The sequence below is a fragment of the Streptomyces sp. NEAU-W12 genome, assembly GCF_026242095.1.
In the GTDB taxonomy this organism is placed as follows: domain Bacteria; phylum Actinomycetota; class Actinomycetes; order Streptomycetales; family Streptomycetaceae; genus Streptomyces.
Window position 1 is genome coordinate 18,375 of record NZ_JAPJDM010000014.1, and the last position, 23,730, is coordinate 42,104.

The following is a 23,730-nucleotide window of genomic DNA, read 5'->3' on the forward strand; positions in this document are numbered from 1 at the left end:
GCGGCGCCGCCACTCTTGGCGACCATATGGATACACCAGGTCACCGATCGGGTGTGTTCCCCGGCTCCGCGGCCGGCCATCCGGCGGCATCGCCGGCGGGTCCGCACGCGTGGCGCAGAGCGGTGCGGGCCCGCTCGCGCAGCCAGGCGTGGGCGGGGTCGTTGTCGTAGCGCCGGTGCCAGGCGAGGCGGATGGGGATGGGGGGCATGGTCAGCGGCAGGGGCCGGGTGCGGAGGCCGAGGTCGTCCAGGAGAGGGCGGCTGACGAGCCGGGGGACCGCCGCGACGAGGTCGTGGTGGCGGACGAACTGCAGGGCTGTGGCGTTGGTGGGGGTGGCGGCCACCACCCGTCGGCTCGCGCCCTGGGCCTCCAACGCGTCGTCGACGGGGTCGCGCAGCCTTCCCCGGCGGGAGACGGTGACGTGTTCGGTGGCCACGTAGTCCTCGAGGGTGAGCGGGCCACGGCACAGGGGGTGGGCGGGGCGCAGGGCGAGGACGAGCCGGTCGTGGCCCACGACCTCGTGGCGGATCTCGGGCGAGGAGGGTTCGCCGGATCCGGCTTCGAGGTCGACGTCCCCTCGTCGCGGGTCGTGGGTGTCGGTACCGGGTTCGGCCAGGAAGCGCAGACGCACCCCCGGGGCCTCGGTGCGCAGGGAGTGGAGCAGGGCGGGGCCGGCTGCCGCGGCCAGCGCGTCGTGCCATTTCAGGACGAAGGTCCGCTCCAGGGTCGCGAGGTCGACTTCCGTGTGGGGGGAGAGGACCGACTGGGCCTGCTGGACCAGGTCGTGCACGGTCGCGCGCAAAGCGAGGGCACGGGGGGTGGGGGTCATGGTCCGGCCCGTGCGCACAAGGATCTGGTCCCCGGTGGCCCGGCGGATGCGGCCCAGGGTGCGGCTCATCGCGGGGGCCGAGACGTGGAGACGGGCGGCGGCGTCCGTGACGCTGCCTTCTTCCAGCAGGGCGTCGAGCGCGGTGAGCAGATTCAAGTCCAGTTGCATGAGGGTAAATCCAGTCGTAATTAGATTGCATTTGATGTTAATCATGCCCGGCCCTAACGTCGAAGGCGAGCGGCCGAAAGGCGGCGCATTCCCCCTCTCGCGTCAGGAGCGATCATGAACGCCTTCTCCGACCCCCGTACCGTCTCCACCGGGACCGACGGGCTCGAAGCGGTCCTGGAGCGCGCCGTGACAGCTGTGAAGACGGCCGGAGAACATCTGCGGGAGCGCTACGACACGGGCGCGCGCCCCGGCAACCTCGATGAGATCGTCCGCGCCATCCACGCCAATGACGAGGCGGTCCTGGCGGTCCTCGAGCAGCCGCTGCTCGAGGCACGCCCCGGATCCCGGTGGGTGGAGGACGAACTGGCCGGTGGCCCGCTGCCCGAGGGCGAGTGGTGGGTGGTGGACACGGCCGAGGGCAACATCAACCACATCCACGGCATGGGCGACTGGGCGGTGACGGCCACGCTGGTGTGCGACAACGCCCCGGTGCTGACCGTGGTCCACCTGCCGCTGACCGGCGACACCTACACCGCTCTCCGGGGCAGGGGGGCTCTCCTCAACGGTGAGCCGCTGCGCTCCTCCGCCAAGACCGACCTGCGGGCGGCTCTGGTGGGCACCGGCCAGGCCAAGCCCGGTGAGGACGAGGCGGCCCTCCGCCGTATGGGCGCCTCGGTGACCGCCATGCTGACCAACGCGTTGGTCGTGCGGGTCTCGGTGCCGGCCACGATGCAGCTCGTGCACGTCGCGTCCGGCCGCATGGACGCCTTCTGGCAGTTCTCCGACGTGCGCTCGGGCCTCCTGCCCGGCGCGCTGCTGGTCTCCGAGGCCGGCGGCACGGTCACCGGCACCCGGGGGGAACCGTGGAACCTGGCCGGCGGTGACTTCCTGGCCTCCGCTCCCGGTCTGCACGCCCAGGCCGTCGACGTCCTGTCCGGCCTGGGCTGACCCGCACCGCCCACTCCGGGTCCGCCCCGAGCCGACCCGGGCTGCCGGGTGCTCTGCCGCGCACCCTCTCCTGTTCCCGCCCTCTCCCTCTCCCCTGCTGCCCCGACTGGAGATCATCGTGGAAATCGCCGTACTCGGTGCCACCGGACAGACCGGACGCCTGCTGATCGCACGCGCCTTGGAGCGCGGACACGGCGTCACCGCCCTGGCCCGCCGACCGGAACAGGTCGAGGCGCCCACCTGCGGAAACCTGCGTGTGGTCCGGGCGGACGTGACCGATCCCGGTAGTGTCGCCGCCGCCGTCGAGGGCGCTGACGTCGTCGTGAGCGGCCTGGGCGTCACCAGGAAGCAGGACCCGGCGATTCTCGTCGAGGGCGCCCGTCAGGTCGTTTCGGCCGCGCCCCGCGTCATCTGGCTCACCTCCCTGGGCATGGGCGCCACCGCAGGAGCGCTCGGCGCCTTCAACGGAGCTCTCCTCAGGCGCGTCCTGCGCCACGAGTGGGACGCCAAGGGCGTCGCCGGCCGCGTCGTGCGCGACGCGGGCGGAACCACCGTCCACGCCGGGCCGCTGACCACCAAGCCCTACCGGGGCGACGGGCGCCTGATCCGCGCCGAGGGCTTCAAGCCCCGGATGATCCCGCCCATGGCACCGCGCGCGGGAATCGCCGCCCTCATGGTCGCGGAAGCAGAGACGCCGCATTTCGCCGACGCGGACACCATCGCCCTGTTCGAAAGCCACTGACCTGCTGAGCCGCTGGACTGCTGGACTGCCGCCCGCTGCCCGGTGTCAGCGCCGAGGAGACGGTGCTGGACGCGGGCGAAGACCCTGCCGCGCGTTCGACCCGAAGGCGGGCGACCTGCTCCGGGTCCCGTCCGCCGGCTGCCCGCCCCCCGCCGGTCTCCCGCGCTTCGGCCGTTCGCCCGGAGCATGGGGAATAGCGGCCGGAGTCCGGGGCAAACGGCTCCGCGTATGACCCATGAGGGTGACGGTAGAAGGGAAGCTTCCGATGCTCATGGCACACCCGGCCGTGCTGGAGAACCTGATCGAGCAGTACGAGACGCTGCACGTGGTGCACGCCGAGAACGGCGGCGAGGAAGCACGCCGGCGCATGGAGGACGTCGCCTACACCCTGTGCGTGTCCACCGGTACCCGTGACATCGGCTCCGCCCTCGTCGCCGCGCGCCGTAGGCTGTCCGAGGTCCGTACCGCCGACGACGCCCTCGTGGCCGGCTGACTGCTCCCGTTCCGCACCCGCCGGGCCGGCAGCCCTGGTGCCGGGAGTCACCTCGGCCCCGGATCTCCGGCCGACGGTTTTGGCACACCACCAAACGCACGGCTCGGCCCGCCCCGCCGAAGCGGGCGACCGCACGTCGCGCGCGCCCCGCACCTCGGCGGCCGGAGCCGGGGATTCACGGACCGGCGGGCTCCGGACCGCACGATATCTGTACCCGCGGAGTGAGAGTTCTACGGAACCGTGCGGGCAGTTTCCCTGCAGTAACGAGCAGAGCGGAATTATTCACCGTACATCGACCGCCACATCGTGCTACTGTCGATCCCAGTTGCAGTTGTGGTTCCCGAAATTCCAAATTCTCCTCAGTCGGCTTCTGCGCCACTGGAAGTGTTTTTTGGCACCGGTCTTTTTTCCGGCGGGTTGATCATCGCGGCGACACGGCGTCCGCGCAGTGCGGACGTCGATTCACTGCCCCCGAAGGAGACAAGACATGGCTACTGGCACTGTGAAGTGGTTCAACGCGGAAAAGGGCTTCGGCTTCATCGAGCAGGACGGCGGCGGCGCCGACGTGTTCGCCCACTACTCGAACATCGCCGCCCAGGGCTTCCGTGAGCTGCTCGAAGGCCAGAAGGTGAACTTCGACATCGCGCAGGGCCAGAAGGGCCCGACGGCCGAGAACATCGTTCCCGCCTGACGCCGGCGCACACCGTACAGCTGGGGCCCGCATCCTTCGGGGTGCGGGCCCCAGCTGTACGCACGTCCCGCGGTGTTTTCACCTGCGGGACCACTGCGAGAAATCGCAGACCTGCGCATACGGATCACCTTCGGAGGGGTACCGGAACACGGCCTCTCGACTGCTCCGCAGCGCACGATCCACTTTTTCATTCCATTCGGCCTGTTCTTGCAATTCTCCATGCCGCTCATCGCTGCGGGAATTCCTTGATATGTGCCGCATCGAGGAAGGTCCCCCATGAACCGCACACGCACGAACGACCGTTTCGCCCGCACCCGTACGGGCGGCGCCGATCCGGGCAGGAGCGGCAAACGGTTCGGCTCGTCGGTCCCGGGCCGCTCCGGCGGGCCGATCCGCTCCGGCGGTCACAGCCGCCGGCCCTCCGCGGTGTCGGGTGAGTTCGCTCTCCCGCGGACGATCACCCCGGCGCTCCCCGCCGCGGCGGACTTCGCCGACCTCGACATGCCCGCGGGGCTGCTGGCCGCACTCGGCTCGGAGGGCGTGACCGTACCGTTCCCGATCCAGGCCGCGACGCTGCCGAACTCCCTCGCCGGCCGCGACGTCCTCGGCCGGGGGCGCACCGGTTCCGGCAAGACCCTCGCCTTCGGGCTGGCCCTGCTGGCCCGTACGGCCGGCCGGCGCGCCGAGGCCCGGCAGCCGCTGGGGCTGGTCCTCGTACCGACGCGTGAGCTGGCGCAGCAGGTCACCGACGCGCTCACGCCGTACGCCCGCTCCGTGCGGCTGCGCCTGGCCACGGTCGTGGGAGGGATGCCGATCGGCAGGCAGGCCCACGCGCTGCGGGGCGGCGCCGAGATCGTCGTCGCCACCCCCGGACGCCTCAAGGACCTCATCGACCGCGGCGACTGCCTGCTGGACCAGGTTTCCGTCACCGTCCTCGACGAGGCGGACCAGATGGCCGACATGGGCTTCATGCCGCAGGTCACGGCCCTGCTCGACCAGGTCCGCCCCGGGGGCCAGCGCATGCTGTTCTCCGCCACGCTCGACCGCAACGTCGATCTGCTCGTGCGCCGCTACCTGAGCGACCCCGTCGTGCACTCCGTCGATCCGTCGGCCGGCGCGGTCACGACGATGGAGCACCACGTGCTCCACGTCCACGGCGCCGACAAGCACGCGGCCACCACCGAGATCGCCGCACGCGACGGCCGCGTGCTCATGTTCCTGGACACCAAGCACGCCGTCGACCGCCTGACCGAGCACCTCCTGAACAGCGGGGTACGGGCCGCCGCCCTGCACGGGGGCAAGTCGCAGCCGCAGCGGACCCGTACGCTGAAGCAGTTCAAGGACGGTCACGTCAGCGTGCTGGTGGCGACCAACGTCGCCGCGCGCGGCATCCACGTCGACAGCCTCGACCTCGTCGTCAACGTCGATCCTCCGACCGACCACAAGGACTACCTCCACCGCGGCGGCCGCACCGCCCGCGCCGGTGAGTCCGGCAGCGTGGTCACCCTGGTCACCCCGAACCAGCGCCGGGCCATGACCCGCCTCATGACAACGGCCGGCATCGTCCCGCAGACGACCCAGGTCCGCGCCGGCGCGGAGGCCCTGCACCGCATCACCGGCGCCCAGGCCCCCTCCGGCATCCCGGTGGTCATCACCGCACCGGTGGCCGAGCGTCCCAAGCGCCGCGCCACCCGCGGCCGGCGCCGTCCGGCTTCGGCCACCCGGCGCGCGCCCGCACGGCAGTCCGTCTCCGACGCGGCAGCCTAGGTCCTGTCGTCGCGTTCCCGTCGTCCCGGTCAGGAAGCCGAACCATCTCCGCAGGAGGCATCTCTTGACGCCGGCCCAGGCGCAGTCCCGCTCAACGCACACCGACGCCGTGCACCGGACGGCGGCCGGCGCCGTGGACGCGGCCGGTCCTCAGGTCTGGGACGACATGACCGTCGAGGTGGCGCTGTCCGTCATGGCCGCCGCCCGCACGGGGCACCTCGTCGTCTGTGACGAGGACGGCCGGTGCACCGGCCTGGTCACCCGGGCCCGGCTCACCGCCGTGCGGGACGGCGCCGGGTACACGGACCGGGTCCGCCTGCGGGACATCGCCGACGGCGGCGGGCTCTTCACCTCGCCATCGGCCACGGCGGCCGAAGCCGAGCGCGCCGTGCGGCGCCGGCCCGGGGCCCGGCCCGGGGCCGACGAGCACGGCAACGCCCCCGTCGTCCTGGCTCTCTCCCGCTGAACCGCTTCGCCGGGCCGGCCCTCTCCCCTTCTTCTCCTTGTGAGGCATCATGCGTTGTGTCATCGCCCGCTTCCCGTTCGAACTCACCAGGAACGGCGTGCTGGAATCGATGAAGGGCGTCAAGCCCGAGCCGGTCGTGGGCGACTCCGTGATCATCGGACGCCGTCACTACCCCGCCAAGCAGGTCGGCCAGGTCATCACCCACCAGGACCGCCGTGATTTCAGCGCCGGCGAGGTCCTGCGGGCCATGGCCCAGCTCGGCTTCACCTGCCGCACCGTCTCCCAGGCCGCGCCCGCGAAGAACGTCGACCCGCTCCAGCGGGCTTCCGCGATGCTCGGCGCCCCCTTGTCCGTCTGACCGACGGGACAAACGCGAGCCGGCACCAGGACAGCCACCAGCACGACGGTGGGGGCTGCCGGGGCCGGCTCGTTTTTTCGGTCTCGTCAGCCGTCGGGCGGCCGCCCTGCGGGGATCACTCCTGCGGGTGAGCCTGCGCGGCAGGGGCCCGCCGGTCCGGAGGTCGCCCGGCGGCCCGGGCCCCTCGTCTCCTCGGGCTGCCGTCCCGGGCCGGGCGACGCACCCGGCCTGATCGACCGGCGGCAACGGACCCTGCGGTCCACCCGCCCGCCGGGGGTGCGGGTCAGGCATCCGCCGTGTGGCCGGCCCCCACGTCACCGCGTCGCAGTTCGTCGTTGATGCGCCGGGCCTCTTCGAGCTGGTCTTCCAGGATGATGATGCGGCACGCGGCCTCGATGGACGTGCCCTGGTCGACCATCTCGCGGGCCCGGGCGGCGATGCGCAGCTGGTAACGGGAGTAGCGACGGTGTCCGCCCTCGGAGCGCAGGGGTGTGATCAGCCTGGCTTCACCGAGGGTCCGCAGAAAGGCGGGCGTGGTGCCGAGCATCTCCGCCGCTCGCCCCATGGTGTAGGCGGGGTAGTCGTCGTCGTCGATTCGGTCGAGCGGTGTTTCTGCGGTCATCTGCACCTCTGATGGGGGGAATGCGTCGAGGGGCCGTGGTGGCGGACGGCACCAACGGCCCCGAGGGATTTCTAACACCATCGGCCGGCTTCTTGCCATACCGGCCTTCTGTTTCCGCACCGGCCCCCGTCGGGGGGCGGAGAGTGCGGGGATCGCGGATGCGTGACCGTGGGACCACCTTCCGTTCCGGGGCCTGCGGTACCCGGGCGAACCGTTCTCGCCCGGGCGATCCTGATGGCGTCGCCCTCCTTCTTTCTTCCTTGCTGACGGACCTCTTGGTACTGCGGATCCTGCGTACTGCCGGTACTTCTGGTGACCCTCGTGCGGCCACCGAGCCCGGCGGCCAGCGAGGGGGCCCCGAAGCTGACTCCGGCCCCGCCACTCCACCGCCGTGCCAGTACCTCTGTCCTTCGTGCGGGCAGTTCGTGTCTGCCGCGCCTTACCGACTTCCTGGCTACAACAGAGACACTAGCTCCTCCACGGGCGCATGTCTACAGCAGCCACAACAGATTTCAGCCCGCGCGGGTGAAAGGTTCTCCACCGGCACCCATCAGCCGCAGCCACGGCCGCCCGGCTCGGGCCGGGACGGGTGGTGCCCGGCTCGGGCCGCGTGGCGCTCCTTCCCTCCGAGACGGGGGGCGCGGATTCGACCGCCTCGGCGTGCACATGAAGAGAGGAGGGCCGGGGTAACTGGTCCACTCTGCCGCCCCCTGACCGTGCGAAAGGTGATCGTGCCTGCATTCCTGAACGAGCTGTGGCCGCTGGGCTGGAGCATCGCCGTCTTCGTCCTGGCCACGAGCGTCACCGTGGTCTGCAGTGTCCGGCTGGCAAGTGTGGGTGACGTCCTGGCCGACCGGACGGGGTGGGGCGAGGCGTTCTTCGGCGCCGTGCTGTTCGGACTGGTCACCTCGATGTCCGGGATCGTGATGACGGCGGTCAGCGCGGCCTCGGACCAACCGCAGCTCGCGTACAGCAACGCCGTCGGCGGCATCGCCGCGCAGACCGTGGCGATCGCGATAGCCGACGCGTTCCACCGGGACGCCAACCTGGAGCACGCCGCCGCCTCGCTGCAGAACATGATGTTCGGCTGCCTGCTCATCGTGCTGCTGGGCATCGCCTTGATGGCCACGTTCAGTCCGGACGTGACCGTACTGGGGGTCCACCCTGCGTCCGTCGCCATGGTGGCTCTGTACTGGGGTGGCCTACGACTCATCCGCGGGCAGGGGTCTCCCATGTGGCGGGCCGTGCGCACCACGGACACGCTGGCGGACGTCCCCGACAGCGACGACGGCGACGAGGCCGTGACCTCCCACAGCACCCGGCGCCTGTGGACGGAGTTCGCGTCCGCCGCGGTGCTCGTCGCGGTCAGCGGGTGGGCCGTGGCCCATGCCGCGGAGAGCCTCATGAAGCACACCGGTCTGAGCGCGGGTCTCGTCGGCGCGGTGTTCATGGGGGTGGTCAACGCGCTTCCGGAGACCATCACGTCCATCGCCGCCGTACGCCGCGGGGCCGTGACCCTGGCCATCGCCGCCATCATCGGCGGCAACTGCCTCGACGCGCTCAACCTGGTCGCGGGCGACATCGCCTACGGAGGAGGATCGCTCTTCCACGCCGCCTCCTCGCAGGAACTGTTCCTCACCAGCGGATCCCTGGCGATGACGGCCGTCCTCCTCAGCGGCCTGCTCGTCCGCCAGAGGGCCAACTGGCTGCGCGTGGGATTCGACGGTGTCCTGCTCCTGGCCGTCTACTTCGGCATTGTCACCGTCCTCGCCTTCTAGACACGGCATGCCGGCAACCGAACGGATTCCACGGCGAGTTGGCCTAGGTTGGACCCACTGGTCACGCTCATCACAGGAGGCTCAGCCGTGTCGGAGGACACCACTCAGGACAGCGCCGGTTTCGGGACACGCGCCCGCATCGATACGACGAAGCCGCACTCGGCACGGTTCTGGAACTACTTCGTCGGGGGCAAGGACCACTACGAGGTCGACCGGGAGATCGGGGACCAGATCAAGGGCATCTTCCCCGGCCTGGTCGACGTGGCGCACACCAGCCGGCGGTTCCTCGGGCGAGCTGTCACGCATCTGGCCCTGGAGCAGGGGATACGGCAGTTCCTGGACATCGGTACGGGCCTGCCGACCGCCGACAACACGCATCAGGTGGCGCAGCGCGTCGCTCCGGACGCGCGGATCGTGTACGTCGACAACGACCCGATCGTGCTGACCCATGCCCACGCCCTGCTGACCAGCACTCCCGAGGGCCGCACCGACTATCTGGACGCCGATCTCCACGACCCCGAGTCCGTCCTGCGGGCCGCCGCCGAAACGCTGGACCTGTCCCGGCCCGTCGCCCTGATCATCCTCAACACGCTCGGCCACGTCGCCGACTACGAGCAGGCCCGTGAACTGGTGAGCCGGCTCATGGCGGGGCTCGCCCCGGGCAGTTACCTCGTGATCAGCGACAGCACGGCGACGAGCGAGGGCATGATCGCCGCGTCGAACGCGTACAACTCGAGCGGCGCCGTGCCGTACTACGTGCGCGAGGTCGAGGAGATCGCCGGGTTCTTCGACGGTCTCGAGCTGGTCGAACCGGGTGTCGTACAGGTCCCGGAATGGCGGCCCGGGGCCGGGGCGCCGGGCGAGGACGACGGGAAGGCCGTGGACGCCTACGGCGGAGTGGCCCGCAAGCCGTAGGCGGCCCGGCCGACGGGAGAACAGGAGGGGAGGGCGGGGAGCAACCGGCAGGGGCCGGTCCCCCGCCCTCCCCTCCTGCACCCTTCAGGACTGCTGAGGGGCGGACTGATGATCGGGACGACTGGCACCGGAGCGGTGGAGCGGGTCAGTCGGTGTCGTCACGTCACTCCGTGAGTCCCTCATGACCGAGCAGCATGGGCCGGACGTGGTTTTGGGGTACCAAGCGCGTCGGCGGCGGGGCGGGGGCGTGTCGTTCGTCTCGGGAGAGGGTGTCGTCGCGTTGGCGTTCTTCGCGTTCTCTCCCGGGATGCCGCATGTCGTCGGCCGGGGCGCCGTCCTCGTCCCCCTGGCCGTGGGAGCCCTGGACCGGACGGGCCGTCGTGCGCGGATGGCCAGGGACGCGAGGAGGAAGGAGAGGCGGTTCGGTGGTGTGGGGAATCAGTGGCCCGTCGTGGCGGGGTCGGGAGCGACGTGTGCTGTTTCGGAGCTAGCATCCGGTCATGACGACTGTAGAGACCAACGGTTCTTCTCCCCTCGATGTCGAGATCGGTGCTCTGAACGGCGGTTCCGCCGGGCTGGCGCAGTATGCGGGCCAGGTCGTGCTCGTCGTGAACGTGGCCTCCAAGTGTGGGCTGACCCCGCAGTACGCCGGGCTGGAGCGCCTGCACGAGCAGTACGCGGCGAAGGGCTTCACGCTGCTCGGCGTGCCCTGCAACCAGTTCATGGGGCAGGAGCCCGGTACCTCGGAGGAGATCGCCGAGTTCTGCTCCGCCACCTACGGCGTGACCTTCCCCATGACCGAGAAGGTCGAGGTCAACGGGGAGGGACGGCACGCGCTGTACGAGCGGCTGGTCGGCTTCGCCGACTCCGAGGGGCACAGCGGGGACATCCGCTGGAACTTCGAGAAGTTCCTGATCGGGCGGGACGGCGAGGTCGTCGCCCGTTTCTCGCCGCAGACCGAGCCGGAGTCGGCGGAGGTCGTGACGGCGGTCGAGGGCGCGCTCGGATAGCCGGGCGGAGCTCCCTCGAGGAGAGCGGCCCCCCGTACGGCGCCCCGGGTTCACCGGGGTGTTGACCTTGCCCCTGGGGCAGGGGTGAGCGTTCGCGTCGCCGGGCGGGAGGGCTGCCCGGCGACGGAGGACTGCGCGGTGGACGAGGAACTGCTCGGGATCGGCGCGTTCGCGGCGCGGGCGCGGTTGTCGGCCAAGGCGTTGCGGTTGCACGACCGGCTGGGGCCGCTGGTTCCGGCGCGGGTCGACGAGGTGACCGGGTACCGGTCCTACCGGGCGGGCCAGGTCGAGCGGGCCCGGACGGTGGCGCTGTTGCGGCAGTCGGACATGCCGCTCGCTTGGATCGCCGAGGTCGTCGACGCGGACGACGGTGCCGTGGCGGCCGACCGGCTCGCCGCCCACTGGGCGGACGTCGAGGCGCGGATCGCCGGGCAGCGGACACTCGCCGAGTACCTCCGTGGACGACTCCCGGGAGGAGCTGCGAGATGTACGGGAAGTTCGTGGTCGAGACGGCGGACGTGCCGCGGCAGGTGCTGATCACCGAGACGCGGCACACGCTGGCGGACGAGTTGCCGGCGTGGATCGGGTCGTCGCCGGGGCGGCTGGAGGAGGCCGCGTCGGCGTGCGGGGGTGTGGTCGGCGTGCCGTTCGTCGCCCACCACTGCGAGGTGTCGTTGGAGAGCGACGGTCCCGCCGAGGCGTGCGTACCGGTCGCCGACGAGGCGGCGGCGCGGACCTGGGCCGAGGCTCGGGGGCGGGCCCGGGAGACGGCGGTGCGGGTGGAGCCGGCCCAGCGACTGGCCCGCACCCGGATCGCCAGGGCTCAGGTGGCTCGTCCTCAGATTCCGGCCGCGTTCGAGGCCGTGGAGCAGTGGATGGCGGCCGAGGGGCTGACGGCCGCAGGGGGCCCTGCCGGGAGGTGTACTTCGCGGACTGGGACGCTGCGGGGGCCGAGGACCCGGTGTGCGACGTGGCGTTCCCGGTGCGGTGACGGCGCAGCCGCGGCTTCGGGAGGCAGGACGCGGGACGCGGGCACAAGCCGAGCCCTCTCGGCAAGGACGGCGATCTCGTCGAGAGGGCTCTTCAGTCGTGCAGTCGTGCCGGGATCAGGCTTCAGGCTTGTGACGAGGCCCTGGAACGGGCCAGTGGTGGTGCCGCCGGCAGGTGTCCCCTCGTAGGGGCGGGGCTGCTGGCGGCCCGCTGTCCGTCTCCGTGCGGTCCTCTCAGGCCTTCACCGAGGCCACGAAAGCGCTCCACGCGTCCGTGGGGAAGGCCAGCTTCGGGCCCTCGGGAATCTTGGTGTCCCCGAGCTCGAGTGCTTCCTCGGTGGTCGACCTGACCATCACGCACGCACCGTTGTTGTTGGTGTAGGAGGACGTCGTCCACGTTTCCGTGGTGCCCAGACGAATTGCCATGTTCGCTCCGTAGCCAGTTGCTGAGTTGCTGTCACCGGGCTGCGCATTCCGGCAGGGACCCGCAGAACGGATTGCGCCAACCTTCACTGACGGCTGGCGTGATCGACGCTACTCGCCACCCTCCTCTTCCGGAGGAGCCATTCACTCGACCGGGTGGCACATTCCAGGAGAGCCTTCCAATCAGGCATGTCAGCGGTGTACAATTCCGCCTCTTTGCCTAACGGAACGTCAGCGCGCGTACTCCTTCGCGACCCGCTCGACCAGCTGACGGGACTGCTCCACGTTCAGGGACTGGGCCCGCAGGTGCTCGTACATCACGGTGTACTTCTGCACGTCCTGCGGCTTCTCCAGGTACAGGTCGCTGGTCACGCCCTCGATGTAGACGACGCTCGAATCGGCCGCGTCCGCGAACTCCAGGATGGAGTACTGGCCGTTGATGCCGGAGTGCGCGCCGACCTCGAACGGAAGGACCTGCACGGTGATGTGCGGCTGCTGCGACAGCTCCATGACGTGCTCCAGCTGTTCACGCATGACCTGCCGGCTTCCGACGACCCGGTGCAACGACGCCTCGTCCAGCACCACCCACAGTCGCAGCGGGTCCGTCTCCGCGGTGATGCGGTTCTGCCGGCGCAGGCGGACCTCGACCCGCTTGTCGTTGTCCTGCTCGGACGACTCCGGCGAACCGCCCTGGACGATCGCCTCGGCGTACGCGCGGGTCTGCAACAGGCCGGTGATGATCTGCGGTTCGTAGACCCGGAGCGACTCCGCGTCCGTCTCCAGACCGATGTAGACGCTGTACGGGATGTCACCGAAGGCGTGCCACCAGCCCTGCTGGCGCGAGTCCTTGGCCATCTGCATCAGCGACTCGACGATCCGCTGGTCCTCGACCTGGTAGACACCGCAGAGGTCGCGGACGTCCCGCTGGCTGATGCTGCGCCGGCCGTTCTCCAGCCGGCTGATCTTCGACTGTGAGACCAGCAGTCGCTCCGCCACCTCCTCCGCCGTCATGCCCTTGAGCTCACGGAGCCTGCGCAGCTCCTGGCCCAGCCGGCGTCGCCTGACGGTGGGATTGACATTGGACGCCACGGGACGTGCACCTCCGACTGCGTGCCTCGTACTTACTCGTACTTGCCACTTTGCGTATCTGGTGTTGAGCAGACTGCCACCAAGGTGCTTCCTGCCGCTGGAGAACAGCGGATATCCAGCGGGTACACCCCGGTTCGGGGGTGCCGCCGGCACGGAACGGTGCGAAGTCGGTACGGTGGCGGGTTTCCCGCTCGGACAGCGGCTCCCGTGACCGGGTCTGTGGTGCCGTGGCCGGTCAGTGGTCCTAGTGGGCCACGGCGCGCGCCATGGATCCGTGGCGCGGTTGGGCCGGAACGCCACGGGCGGGTTCCGGTCCGCCCCTGCCGTCGGCGGTGGCGGCCTGACGGCCTCCTGCCGGGGCCGGGTTGCGGCGCGGCTGGGCCGCCACGCCGTTCTGCACGTCCATCACGGCGTGCGCCACCAGGCCGCCCATCGGGTCGTGCCGGATCAGGTCCCGCAACCGGGAACGTGAGGAGCGACCCTCGTTCCCCGGGTACAGGTGCTTGCCGAGGCCCACGGCGTGCGCCAGTGCGGCGAGCGCCGCGGTCCGTGGGTCCGGTGGCACTCCGGTACGGATCGCGGAGTCCAGCCGGACCTTGATCTCCCGGCTGATCTCGTTGTCCGTCGCCTGGTAGCGAGTCGTCGGCAACACCCCGCACATCTGACCGGCCACGGCATGCACCATGCCGCACCGCTCGAGATACGAGAGGTAGGTCTGGCGGAGCCCCAGTCGCGGCCCGCCAATCCAGTTGACCGCCCGGACCGGAGCGCCGCGCCTTCGCAGCAACTCCAACGCGCAGTCCAATGTCGGATCTCCAGTCGGCCGTGGTACCACCACGGCGATACGATCCCCGTCTGGGGCTATCCGTCCGGCCAGCGCCAGCTCCACTAGCTGTGCTCCGGCCAGACCGAGGTCGAGCGACTGCGGCTGTGCAGTGGTACCCGTGGTCGGGTCCAGCGCCAGCAGCAGAAGCTCTTCCGGAAGTGTTCTGCGGCTCCTGCCCATCCATGCCTCCCCGCGTGGATGAATGACAGGGTGACCCCTCTCACATTGGTCTGTCGAGAGCACGTGACTGGTTTGTGAGGGAACCGATAGGTATGTCGTTCTCGTCTACCACGTGGGGGAAGTCCGCACACAGGACACTGGTAGATGGTTCGGACAGGGCTGCGGAGCGCTGTCGCGGGCGGGCGGAACGGGTTCACGGTTCGGTTGGCGTACGCGCGACGCGCGGCGCATGGAGGAGGCATCGGTGGCGGGCGAGTCCCCCGACAGGTCGAAGCAGCGCGAGTCGTCGGAAGGAGCGACGCCGGGGAGCGCGGGTCCGGTTCCCGAGGCCAGGAGTGCGGGGGGCTCCGCCGGGAAGCGGGACCCCCGGCTGGGGGTGACCCGGGACGCTTCGACGTCGGAGTCATCCACGTCGTCGGAGTCCGTGGGGGAGCACGGGGGCGTGGACACGGCCACCCGGGTGCTTTCGGTGCGTGACACGCAGACCGACGACGAGGAGGCCGGGGACTCCACCGGGGCCGCGGACTCCGTCGAGGCCGGGGACGGGACGTCCGGCCGGCGTGACGATTCCGCCGCGGACGGCGGGGAGGATCCGCTGGATGCCGTCGTCGCGGCGTGGGTACGGTCGGCGGACGAGGTGGAGCGGGACGAGAGCCGCGAGGACGCCACGGGCGCCCAGGAGGCCGAGGACGCCGACGAGGGCGAGGGCGAGGGCGACACGGACGCCAAGAGCGGCCCGAAGGGCGGCAGGGACGGCAGCGCGAGCCGGGACGAGTGCTCAGGCGGGGCTCCCAAGGGCGGTTCTGCCGACGATGCCGGCGCGACCGACGTGACCGAGGGGTCCGAGAGGTCTGACGAGCCCGACGGTTCCGGCGCGGAGGACGAGCCGAAGCCCGCCGCCGAGACCGAGACGGAGACCGACGCCGGCACAGGCCCCGTCGCCGACACCACCGACGCCGCCCCGGACGCCGCCGAGGACGCCTCCCGGGCCACCGCCGACGCCTCTCCCGAGGACGACGCCACCCCCACGGCCGAGGACGGCAGCGGCAGCGGCAGCGGCAGCGGCACGGACGCGATCTCCGAGCCGAAGTCCGGACCCAGGGCCGACGCCAAGCCCGAGGCCGGCCCCGAGCCGAGCGCGCACCAGGCCGACGACACCGGCACGGACGACGACGACCGCGACGGCACCGGCGACGCCAAGCCCCCCACCGATCAGCCCACTGCCGTCTTCAAGGCCCCGCGCCCCTCCGCGTCCGCCGTCGACCAGCCCACCACCATGCTCAAGCTGGGCGACGCGGCCAAGGGCACCGGCACAGCCGACGAGGCCGAGGCCGAGGCCGAAGACAAGGACAAGGCCGAGGACAAGGCCGGAGCCGGGTCGGACCCCACGTCCGACCCCCGGCGCACCGGCACGTTCGTGCCGCTCAAGGACCTGGACGATCCCGAGACCCGTAAGCCCTCGAAGCTTCCGAAGGACGGGGACTCCGCCACCACCGCGCTGCGGCTGCCGCCTTCGGCCCGGGCACGGTCCTCCGCACCGTCCGCGCCCCCGGCCGAGGGCACCCGTTCCGTCCCGCAGGTCGGGCCGGAGCTGACGCGGCAGCAGCCCCTGCCGCCCAAGCCGCCGCTGGATCTGCTGGCCGAGCTGACCAACACCCCGCCGCCGCCGGACACGCCGCTGCGCACGACCGTGCGGCGGGTCAAGATCTGGACGCCGCTGGTCGCGCTTCTGGTGATCGTCTTCGCGGTCGTACAGAACATGCGGGCGCTCCCCGCCCCCACACTCGAACTGACCGCCGAGGACAGCTACACCTTCGACGGCGGCAAGGTCGACATCCCGTGGCCGGACGACGGGCAGGCCGCTCTGGACGTGCAGGGCATCGGTACCTTCGGCTCCTCCGGTGAGCAGAAGCCCGTGCCGATCGCCAGTGTCGCCAAGGTGATGACCACGTATCTGATTCTGCGCGAGCACCCGCTCAAGAGCGGCGCCGAGGGTCCGGCGATCGAGATCGACGACCTCGCGGAGGAGCAGTCCGACGCCGGGCAGGAGTCGACCGTGAACGTGACCGCCGGTGACGAGATCTCGCAGCGGGAGGCCCTGGAGGCCGTGCTGATCGCGTCCGCGAACAACGTGGCACGGCTGCTCGCCCGCTGGGACGCGGGGTCCGAGGAGGCGTTCGTCGAGAAGATGAACAAGACCGCCGAGGACCTCGGCATGACCAACACGACGTACACGGACCCCTCGGGTCTGAACAACACCACGGTGAGCACGGCAGTGGACCAGGTGAAGCTGGCCAGGGCCGCGATGAAGCAGCCTGCCTTCCGCGAGATCGCCGCGATGATGTCGTACGACGACTACAAGGGTGTCAACCACCCCAACTGGAACCAGCTGGTGGGGTCCAACGGCGTCGTCGGCATCAAGACCGGAACCACCACCTCGGCGCTCGGCAACCTCGTCTTCGCCGCGAAGGAGGACGTCGACGGCGAGATCCGGACCATCGTCGGTGCCGTGGTGCGCCAGCCCGCGGGCGGCGCCGACAACACGATCCTGGCCGGGGCGCTCTCCGCGGGCGACCGGCTGATCCGGGCGGCGCAGGACGTACTGGAGTCGACGACGGTGCTGAAGAAGGGCAGCGTCGTCGGGTACGTGGACGACGGACTGGGCGGCCGGACGCCCGTCGTCCTCACCGAGGACCTCAAGGCCGCCGGCTGGCCGGGGCTGAAGGTGAAGCTGACGTTCGCCGGGTCAGAGGTGCCGCACCAGGCGAAGGCCGGTACGGAGGTGGGCTCGCTCACCGTGGGCGACGGCACGGACAGCGGTGCCGTCAAGGTCCCGGTCGCTCTCCAGGAGGACCTCGTGGAACCGGGCTTCACGGACAAGCTGACCCGCGTGACCTGACCCACGACGCTCGACGAGGAACGGTGGGCACCGCACCCCGCCGGCCGGTGCCCACCGCGGGCGACGGTCGGCGGGGTGCGTGCTAGCGTCACGAAACGGGCGGGTCGCCGGTGACCGCACCGCCACCGTGACCGGACCACGCACCACGCACCACGACCACGCATCACGACGACGCGCTACGACGACGCGTACACGAAGACGCGAGACGAAGACGCCATACGGGGAGTGCCTTCAGGTGGCCACTGCGGAGCCGACACGCGCCGACAACGCCGATCCGGGCCCGGAGTCCGGCCCGCGAATACCCTTGCCAAAAGCCGACGACCGGCCGCCGGGCGCCCTCGCTCCCTCCCGCGCTCCCTCCCGCGCCTCCCGGCCCGGAGCCGCCGTTCTGGCCGTGCGTGCCGGGATGCTGCGGTATCCGGTGCTGTCCGTCACCGCGCTCGCCGGGGCGCTGCACGTCGTCTGGTTCTTCACGTTCGCGAACAGCGGCGGTGACCTCGCGGCGCAGGACGCCTGGGCCGAGTTCGTCGGCCGGCATCCCGACTCCGCGTACAACATGGCCTGGTACGGCGGGATGCACGCGGTGTCGTACAGCGTGGTGTCGCCGTACCTGATGTCGTTCCTCGGCGTGCGGTCGACGATGATGCTCGCGGGGACGGTGTCGGCCGGGCTGCTGACGATGCTGCTGATCCGCAGCCGGGTGGTGCGCAATCCACTGTGGGCCGCGCTCGCGGGCGTGTTCGGGCTGCTGGGCAACGCGGCTTCGGGACGGGTGACGTTCGGGCTGGGCGTGCTGTTCGGGCTGGCCGCGGTCGCCGTCGTGTTCTGCTGGCCGTACCGCTGGCGTTACAAGCGCTGGGCGAAGGCCCTGTGCGCGGCGCCGCTGGCGGCACTGGCCACGATGTCCTCGCCGGTCGCGGGCCTGTTCGTGGGGCTGGTGGCGGTGGCGCTGTTCCTGCAGAAGCGGCGGCCGGGGGCGTGGGCGCTGGGGCTGGGGCCGACCGCGGTGGTGGCGGCGTCGGCCTGGCTGTTCCCGTTCTCGGGGACGCAGCCGATGGGGTTCGGTTCGGTGCTCCTGCCGCTGGTGTTCTCGGTCCTGGTGTACGTCCTGGTGCCCCGGGAGTGGATCACGGTCCGGATCACGGCCGCGGTGTACGGGCTGGGTGTGGTGCTGGTCTGGCTGGTGAGTTCGCAGATCGGTTCCAACATCACGCGGCTGGCGATGCTGTTCGCCGGGGTGGCGCTGGTGGCGGCGCTGCCGTTCGCCGTGCCGCGGAGCCGCAAGTGGTACGCGATCGTCGTGGCGTTCGTCGGGTTCGTCGGGTGGATCGGCTTCAAGTCGGTCGACGACGTCGTGCACACCACGCCGACCGCGTCCTGGGCGCGGGAGCTCGCGCCGCTGGTGAACGAGCTCCAGGAGGTCGGTGCCGACAAGGGGCGGGTGGAGGTCGTCCCGGCGCGTTCGCACCGCGAGGCCTCGGCGCTCGCGCCGTACGTCAACCTGGCGCGGGGCTGGAACCGGCAGGCCGACATGGAGCGCAACCCGCTCTTCTACGACGACACCCTCAACTCGGCGAACTATCACGAGTGGCTGAAGCGCTGGGCGGTGCACTTCGTGGTGCTGCCGAAGGACGAACCGGACGGTGACGGCAGCAAGCGGGAGCGGGAACTGGTGCAGCGGGGGCTGCCGTATCTCCAGCAGATCTGGGGCGACGCCAACTGGCAGTTGTTCGCGGTGCAGGACCCCTCCTCGCTGGCCGAGCCGAACGCGGTCGTGGAGCGGGCCAGCCAGGGCGAGATGACGATGCGGGTCGAGAAGGCGGGCCGGGTCGTCGTGCGCATCCCGTACTCCCCGTGGCTGAGCATCGTCGACGCGGACGGCAACAAACTGGAGGGGCCGCAGGAGACGGAGGAGTCCAGGAACCGTTCCGACGGCGAGGTCGACGGGGACGGGGACGACCGGCCGAGGACGTACGACAACCTCAACGGCTGCCTGATGGAGACCGAAGAGGACGAGAACGGCGACAAGTGGACCGTGCTGCTCGCGCCGGAGCCGGGCACGTACCGGCTGGCGGCGCCGTACGACGTGCCGCGGGGCACGCCGTGCCCGGAGGAGCTGCGCTGACCGGAGGAGCTGCGCCGACCGGCTGACACGGCGCTCCCGCCCCGCCCACGCATTCGACTTCATGAACACCGGTCATCAGCGTGAACATTTTTGCGCGCTCTTGACCCTCCCCTCGCTTGTCATGATCACGCCTACACACCCACGATGAGCGGGCACTTCGCGCCCTGCCCCAGAAACACCCCGGCCCCACCGCAGACCTACCCCGCTCGGGCGAAGTGCCAACCAGCTGAGTGGAGTTCACAAGGCGGACCCTGGAAGGGGGGACATGAACAGTCTCGACTGGGCGGTGCTCATCGGCTACTTCGCGGTGATGGTCGCCATCGGTGTCTGGTCGCACAAGCGGGTGGGCGACGTCAGCGACTTCTTCACGGCCGGGGGAAAGATGCCCTGGTGGCTCTCGGGCATCTCCCACCACATGTCGGGCTACAGCGCGGTGATGTTCACCGGCTACGCCGGCATCGCGTACACGTACGGCGTGACGTCCTTCGTCACCTGGTCCTTCCCCATCGCCCTCGGTATCGCCATCGGGTCGAAGCTGTTCGCCCCGCGGATCAACCGGCTGCGCTCCCGGCTCCATGTGGCGTCCCCGCTGGAGTACCTCAAGAACCGTTACGACCTGAAGACCCAGCAGGCGCTGGCCTGGTCCGGCATGCTGCTGAAGATCGTGGACGTGGGCGCGAAGTGGGCGGCGATCGCCACGCTGCTGGCGGTGTTCACCGGCGTCTCACTCAACGAGGGCATCCTCATCACCGGTGTGGTCACGGCGATCTACTGCACCATCGGCGGCCTGTGGGCGGACGCACTGACGGAGTTGGGCCAGTTCATCATCCAACTGCTTGCCGGTCTCGCCATGTTCTTCGCGGTGGTGGTCGAACTCGGCGACTACGGCGGCTTCTTCGGCGTGTGGGACGAGCCCGAGCTCCAGGGTCACGCGGAGCCGCTGGTCGGACCGTACGGGACGATCTTCCTGCTGGCGTTCCTGTTCATCAAGCTCTTCGAGTACAACGGCGGCATGCTCAACCAGGCCCAGCGGTACATGGCCACGGCCACACCCCGCGAGGCGGAGCGCTCGGCGCGGCTCTCGGCGGTGCTGTGGCTGGTCTGGCCGCTGGTGCTGTTCTTCCCGATGTGGATGTCGCCGCTGCTGGTGGAGTCCCAGAAGGCGGACGGCTCCGACTCGTACGCGCTGATGACCGAACAGCTGCTGCCGCACGGTCTGCTGGGCCTGGTCATCGTCGGCTTCTTCTCCCACACGATGGCGATGTGCTCCTCGGACGCCAACGCCATCGCGGCGGTGTTCACCCGGGACGTCGCCCCGGTGCTGTCGGCGAGGGCGCGGCGCTGGAACGACCGGTCGGGGCTGCTCGCGGCCCGGGTGACGACCGTGGTCTTCCTCGGCCTGTCCATGGCGGTGGCGACACAGGTCGACTCGCCCACGTTCAAGGACATCATCACCGTGGTCATCAAATGGGTGGCCGGTCTGATGGGCCCGATCGCCATCCCGATGATGCTGGGTCTGCTGCGGCCGTTCCGCCGCTCGGGCCCGACCGCGGCGCTCACCAGCTGGTCCATGGGCCTGCTGGCCTTCTGGCTGGTCAACTACCCCGTCAACTGGGCCGTCGAGGGAGGCGTGCCCCTGGAGTACCAGGTCTCGATCCCGCTCGCCGTCTCCCTGGTCCTGTACGTCCTGACCGGCTACGCGAAGCCGGAGGACACCCCGGAACGGATGGCGGTCATCGAGCGCGTCAACACCGACGGCGACGACGGCTCCGCCGCGGCGGCGGTGCCGGCGCAGTCCGGAGCCCCGGACGTGGCACCCGCCCGGACGACGGACTAGGACCGCCCGTCACGGGCCACGGGCGTCCGGAGAGCCACGGGCGTCCGGGAAGCCACCGGCGGCCGAAAAGCCACGGGAGTCACCCGGTCAGGGGGCCTCCCCTCCCCCTCGGATAGCGCGCCATCCAGGCCGGGGACGACCCGTCGGGCCCGTGCAGGGCGGGGCCCTGGGTCATCTCCATGGCGAAGTCGTCGGCGAGTTCCAGCAGCGTGGGACGGCCCTCCAGTTCGGCCAGCCAGGCCGGCGGGAGGGCCGTTTCGCCGTGGAGGGCCCCCAGCAGCCCGCCGGTCAGCGCACCGGCCGCCGCGCTCGGCCCGTCCTGGTTGACGGCGAGGCACAGCCCGTGCCGTACGTCCTCCCCCACCAGCGCGCAGTACACGGCGACGGCGACGAGTCCCTCGGCGGCCCCGGCCCCGCTCAGCCGGGTCACCCGCTCCGGTGTGGGCATCCCCTGCCGCACGACGCCCAGCGCCTGCTGCAGGGCGTCCGACACGGGCTGGTGCCCCGGCCGGGCGGCCAGCAGCGCGAGTGCCCGCTGCACCGCCGTGTCGAGGCTCTCGCCACGGGCCAGCCCGTGCACGATCACCGCGTACGCGCCGGCCGCGAGGCAGGCGGTCGGATGACCGTGGGTCTGCGCCGCGCACTCCACGGCGAGCTGGGCGACGAGCTGCGGCTCCCAGCCGACGAGCAGCCCGAAGGGTGCCGACCGGGCCGCCGCCTCGGGGCCCGCCTCACGGGGGTTCTTGGGCGCCTCGGGCGTGCCCATCCTCTCGTCCCCGAGCCCGATCAGCAGCGCGCGGGCCGGGTCGCGTCGGGAGTAGAGCCACTCCTCGCGGGCGAGCCACCCGTCCTCCTCGCGGCGCTCGTCGGGCCCCCAGTCCCGCTGGGTGGCGGCCCAGCGCAGATACGCGCGGTGCAGATCGGTCGGCGGGTGCCAGGCACCGGTGTCGCGCCGCACCTGGGCGCGGATCAGGCCGTCCACGGAGAACAGGGTCATCTGGGTGAGATGGGTGACGGCGCCGCGCCGGCCGTGGGCGGGGGCGAGCCCGGTGATCCCGGCGGCACCGTGCGCCTGACGGATCGCCTCGACGTCCCGGCCGTCCACGGGCGCGCCCAGCGCGTCCCCGAGGGCCACCCCGAGCAGTGTCCCGCGCACCCGGCTGCGGAAGTCCTGCTGCTCGCGGCGCCCCCACACGGGTCCGCCAGTCGCGTCCACCCAGACCTCCCGGACCCCGTGCGTACGTGCGACGCCAAGCACTGTATGCGAACGGGGCGGTCGGATCAGGGCCGGTTCAGGGCACGGAGAGGTATGTGAGCGGTGACCGGAGTGACCGGCCTGACCACACCTGGTCGCCTACGCCCGGCCTCGTCCGGACGGCGCCGGACCTCGTCGTGCCGCGTCCGCGCCCCCCTCGCACGACGGGCTCGGCGCTTCCCCGCGGCCGGCGGCGCGTGGTGCGCGACGGCCCGCGTCCTCGCCGATCCCGACCCCGATCCCGAACCCACCGCACAGCCCACCCGCCGGTTGCCGGACGAGGACCACGGCGAGGTGAGCGCGCCGTGACCCCGAAGCGAGGTGACGACGTCGCGCCTCCCTCCGTGGGCGAGGAGTGGCCTCTGCGACGCGCGACGAACGAGGCGGCGAAGGGACGGGGTGAGTTGGACGCGGAGGCACCGGGAAACACACGTCGCTGTGACGAGGCCCAGCGCGGCGACCCGCTGTCCCGGACCTGCCCCGGTCGTCAGCACCGGCTGCACGGCCGACCGGCCACGCGCAACCTCCGCGGTCAGGAGTTCGCCCAGGGGGAGTACGAGGTGACGGCAGGCGGCCGCGTCCGCCACCTCGTCGACGAAGAGCGCCGGACGGCCCACCTCGTGCGTGTCTGCCCCGGCGTCCCGAGGACACCGGCTGGTCGCCCTCGGCGGCGTCGGATCGGCGGGGGTCTGCCGCTACTCGACGACCCGCACCGGTGTCCCCGCCGTTCCGAAGGCCCACAGGGCCTCGCCGTCGGCCTTGGCCACGCGGATGCCGCCGGTCTGGCGGCCTTCGGCGGGCGGGGGCGAGGAGCCGTCGACGGCGTTGGAGAAGGCGATGGAGACGCCGGACTTCGCGGCGAAGTAGACGATGTGCTCGACCTCCACGCCGTCGCTGCCGGTCGTGGCCTCGGTACGGGTGCCGATCGTGTACGCACCGGGGTCGGGGTCGACCGTGCCCGGCCAGACCTCGAAGGAGCGGCGCGGGGCGTCGCTGGCGTCGACCAGCCACACCTGCCGCGCGTCGAGGGAGTAGACGATGCGGCGGCCGGTGCCGGAGTCCGCAGGAACCGCCTCCGCCCCGGGCTCCTCCTCCTCCGGCTTCTCCCTGTCCCCGGAATCGGCCGACGGCTTCGCGTCCGGGTCCGCCGCCGGTGTGCTCGGGCGGCTCGTGGACGCGGTGGGCTTCGTCCCCTGGTCCGCCTGGACGGCCAGGACCGCCACTACGGCTATCGCCCCCGTGGTCAGCCCGGTCACCCAGGCCCACGAAGGAAGACGGGCAGGCACCGGTACGCATCTCCTAGGTCGGGCGGAGTTCCGA

The 23,730-nt window shown here is 71.1% G+C and carries 20 protein-coding genes and 1 pseudogene; 14 read left to right on the forward strand and 7 right to left on the reverse strand.

What is annotated here, in order from left to right:
- Nucleotides 1-40: 40 nt before the first annotated feature.
- Nucleotides 41-997, reverse strand: coding sequence for a LysR family transcriptional regulator (locus tag ORI94_RS18900; RefSeq protein ID WP_266077062.1), 957 nt, complete (start codon nt 995-997; stop codon nt 41-43).
- 114 nt (nt 998-1,111) lie between these two features.
- Between ORI94_RS18900 and ORI94_RS18905 the strand changes: the two genes are divergently transcribed.
- The 7 genes from ORI94_RS18905 (at nt 1,112) to ORI94_RS18935 (ending at nt 6,462) form a co-directional block, all read left to right on the forward strand.
- A complete protein-coding gene (locus ORI94_RS18905; protein WP_266077064.1) occupies nt 1,112-1,945 on the forward strand; it encodes an inositol monophosphatase family protein in 834 nt (277 codons plus the stop codon).
- A gap of 118 nt (nt 1,946-2,063) precedes the next feature.
- Nucleotides 2,064-2,687, forward strand: a complete 624-nt coding sequence (locus ORI94_RS18910) for an NAD(P)-dependent oxidoreductase (protein ID WP_266077067.1) — start codon at nt 2,064-2,066, stop codon at nt 2,685-2,687.
- Between the two features lie 265 nt (nt 2,688-2,952).
- Nucleotides 2,953-3,180 carry a DUF5133 domain-containing protein gene (locus ORI94_RS18915; RefSeq protein ID WP_266077070.1) on the forward strand — a complete coding sequence of 76 codons (228 nt, stop codon included), beginning with the start codon at nt 2,953-2,955 and terminating at the stop codon, nt 3,178-3,180.
- 487 nt (nt 3,181-3,667) lie between these two features.
- On the forward strand, nt 3,668-3,871 hold the full coding sequence (locus ORI94_RS18920; protein WP_042169227.1) for a cold-shock protein: 204 nt from the start codon (nt 3,668-3,670) through the stop codon (nt 3,869-3,871).
- 276 nt (nt 3,872-4,147) lie between these two features.
- The gene (locus ORI94_RS18925) at nt 4,148-5,638 is read left to right on the forward strand and encodes a DEAD/DEAH box helicase (protein ID WP_266077076.1); all 1,491 of its coding nucleotides are present in this window, start codon (nt 4,148-4,150) and stop codon (nt 5,636-5,638) included.
- Nucleotides 5,639-5,702: 64 nt separating this feature from the next.
- Entirely contained in the window at nt 5,703-6,104 is a 402-nt protein-coding gene (locus tag ORI94_RS18930; protein ID WP_266077079.1) for a CBS domain-containing protein, read from the forward strand.
- A gap of 49 nt (nt 6,105-6,153) precedes the next feature.
- Nucleotides 6,154-6,462, forward strand: a complete 309-nt coding sequence (locus ORI94_RS18935) for an SCO5918 family protein (protein ID WP_266077081.1) — start codon at nt 6,154-6,156, stop codon at nt 6,460-6,462.
- A 283-nt stretch (nt 6,463-6,745) separates the two neighbouring features.
- Here the strand turns inward: ORI94_RS18935 and ORI94_RS18940 are convergent, their stop codons facing one another.
- Nucleotides 6,746-7,084 carry a MerR family transcriptional regulator gene (locus ORI94_RS18940; protein WP_266077084.1) on the reverse strand — a complete coding sequence of 113 codons (339 nt, stop codon included), beginning with the start codon at nt 7,082-7,084 and terminating at the stop codon, nt 6,746-6,748.
- Between the two features lie 731 nt (nt 7,085-7,815).
- Between ORI94_RS18940 and ORI94_RS18945 the strand changes: the two genes are divergently transcribed.
- The 4 genes and pseudogenes from ORI94_RS18945 to ORI94_RS18960 all read left to right on the forward strand — a co-directional run bounded on the left by ORI94_RS18945 (nt 7,816) and on the right by ORI94_RS18960 (nt 11,778).
- Nucleotides 7,816-8,862 (forward strand): sodium:calcium antiporter, encoded by a 1,047-nt coding sequence (locus ORI94_RS18945; RefSeq protein ID WP_266077086.1) that lies wholly within the window; start codon nt 7,816-7,818, stop codon nt 8,860-8,862.
- An 87-nt stretch (nt 8,863-8,949) separates the two neighbouring features.
- The gene (locus tag ORI94_RS18950; protein WP_266077089.1) at nt 8,950-9,777 is read left to right on the forward strand and encodes an SAM-dependent methyltransferase; all 828 of its coding nucleotides are present in this window, start codon (nt 8,950-8,952) and stop codon (nt 9,775-9,777) included.
- Between the two features lie 500 nt (nt 9,778-10,277).
- On the forward strand, nt 10,278-10,787 hold the full coding sequence (locus ORI94_RS18955) for a glutathione peroxidase (protein WP_266077092.1): 510 nt from the start codon (nt 10,278-10,280) through the stop codon (nt 10,785-10,787).
- 138 nt (nt 10,788-10,925) lie between these two features.
- Nucleotides 10,926-11,778: pseudogene (locus ORI94_RS18960) on the forward strand (MerR family transcriptional regulator).
- A gap of 232 nt (nt 11,779-12,010) precedes the next feature.
- Here ORI94_RS18960 and ORI94_RS18965 read toward each other — a convergent pair.
- From ORI94_RS18965 to ORI94_RS18975, 3 genes are all read right to left on the reverse strand, one after another.
- Nucleotides 12,011-12,202 carry a DUF397 domain-containing protein gene (locus tag ORI94_RS18965; RefSeq protein WP_042169210.1) on the reverse strand — a complete coding sequence of 64 codons (192 nt, stop codon included), beginning with the start codon at nt 12,200-12,202 and terminating at the stop codon, nt 12,011-12,013.
- Nucleotides 12,203-12,430: 228 nt separating this feature from the next.
- Nucleotides 12,431-13,288 (reverse strand): helix-turn-helix domain-containing protein, encoded by an 858-nt coding sequence (locus ORI94_RS18970; protein ID WP_266077096.1) that lies wholly within the window; start codon nt 13,286-13,288, stop codon nt 12,431-12,433.
- A gap of 244 nt (nt 13,289-13,532) precedes the next feature.
- A complete protein-coding gene (locus ORI94_RS18975; RefSeq protein WP_266077098.1) occupies nt 13,533-14,294 on the reverse strand; it encodes a GOLPH3/VPS74 family protein in 762 nt (253 codons plus the stop codon).
- Between the two features lie 229 nt (nt 14,295-14,523).
- On the opposite strand from ORI94_RS18975, the gene ORI94_RS18980 reads away from it, so the two are divergent.
- The 3 genes from ORI94_RS18980 to ORI94_RS18990 all read left to right on the forward strand — a co-directional run bounded on the left by ORI94_RS18980 (nt 14,524) and on the right by ORI94_RS18990 (nt 21,155).
- The gene (locus ORI94_RS18980) at nt 14,524-17,193 is read left to right on the forward strand and encodes a D-alanyl-D-alanine carboxypeptidase (RefSeq protein ID WP_416237847.1); all 2,670 of its coding nucleotides are present in this window, start codon (nt 14,524-14,526) and stop codon (nt 17,191-17,193) included.
- 235 nt (nt 17,194-17,428) lie between these two features.
- Nucleotides 17,429-19,318 (forward strand): DMT family transporter, encoded by a 1,890-nt coding sequence (locus ORI94_RS18985; RefSeq protein ID WP_266077101.1) that lies wholly within the window; start codon nt 17,429-17,431, stop codon nt 19,316-19,318.
- A 265-nt stretch (nt 19,319-19,583) separates the two neighbouring features.
- Nucleotides 19,584-21,155, forward strand: a complete 1,572-nt coding sequence (locus tag ORI94_RS18990; protein WP_266077103.1) for a sodium:solute symporter family protein — start codon at nt 19,584-19,586, stop codon at nt 21,153-21,155.
- Nucleotides 21,156-21,234: 79 nt separating this feature from the next.
- Here the strand turns inward: ORI94_RS18990 and ORI94_RS18995 are convergent, their stop codons facing one another.
- Both ORI94_RS18995 and ORI94_RS19000 read right to left on the reverse strand, forming a co-directional pair.
- Complete coding sequence (locus ORI94_RS18995) at nt 21,235-22,371, reverse strand: ADP-ribosylglycohydrolase family protein (protein WP_266077106.1); 1,137 nt, start codon at nt 22,369-22,371, stop codon at nt 21,235-21,237.
- 734 nt (nt 22,372-23,105) lie between these two features.
- A complete protein-coding gene (locus ORI94_RS19000; RefSeq protein ID WP_266077108.1) occupies nt 23,106-23,696 on the reverse strand; it encodes a hypothetical protein in 591 nt (196 codons plus the stop codon).
- Nucleotides 23,697-23,730 lie beyond the last annotated feature (34 nt).

Bases quoted from the DNA above. Each gene is read 5' to 3' on its own strand.
- ORI94_RS18940 (WP_266077084.1), bottom strand. From the start codon at position 7,084: ATGACCGCAGAAACACCGCTCGACCGAATCGACGACGACGACTACCCC.
- ORI94_RS18990 (WP_266077103.1), top strand. From the start codon at position 19,584: ATGAACAGTCTCGACTGGGCGGTGCTCATCGGCTACTTCGCGGTGATG.
- ORI94_RS18915 (WP_266077070.1), top strand. From the start codon at position 2,953: ATGCTCATGGCACACCCGGCCGTGCTGGAGAACCTGATCGAGCAGTAC.
- ORI94_RS18920 (WP_042169227.1), top strand. From the start codon at position 3,668: ATGGCTACTGGCACTGTGAAGTGGTTCAACGCGGAAAAGGGCTTCGGC.
- ORI94_RS18905 (WP_266077064.1), top strand. From the start codon at position 1,112: ATGAACGCCTTCTCCGACCCCCGTACCGTCTCCACCGGGACCGACGGG.
- ORI94_RS18980 (WP_416237847.1), top strand. From the start codon at position 14,524: ATGGAGGAGGCATCGGTGGCGGGCGAGTCCCCCGACAGGTCGAAGCAG.
- ORI94_RS18925 (WP_266077076.1), top strand. From the start codon at position 4,148: ATGAACCGCACACGCACGAACGACCGTTTCGCCCGCACCCGTACGGGC.
- ORI94_RS18935 (WP_266077081.1), top strand. From the start codon at position 6,154: ATGCGTTGTGTCATCGCCCGCTTCCCGTTCGAACTCACCAGGAACGGC.
- ORI94_RS18975 (WP_266077098.1), bottom strand. From the start codon at position 14,294: ATGGGCAGGAGCCGCAGAACACTTCCGGAAGAGCTTCTGCTGCTGGCG.
- ORI94_RS18965 (WP_042169210.1), bottom strand. From the start codon at position 12,202: ATGGCAATTCGTCTGGGCACCACGGAAACGTGGACGACGTCCTCCTAC.
- ORI94_RS18955 (WP_266077092.1), top strand. From the start codon at position 10,278: ATGACGACTGTAGAGACCAACGGTTCTTCTCCCCTCGATGTCGAGATC.
- ORI94_RS18900 (WP_266077062.1), bottom strand. From the start codon at position 997: ATGCAACTGGACTTGAATCTGCTCACCGCGCTCGACGCCCTGCTGGAA.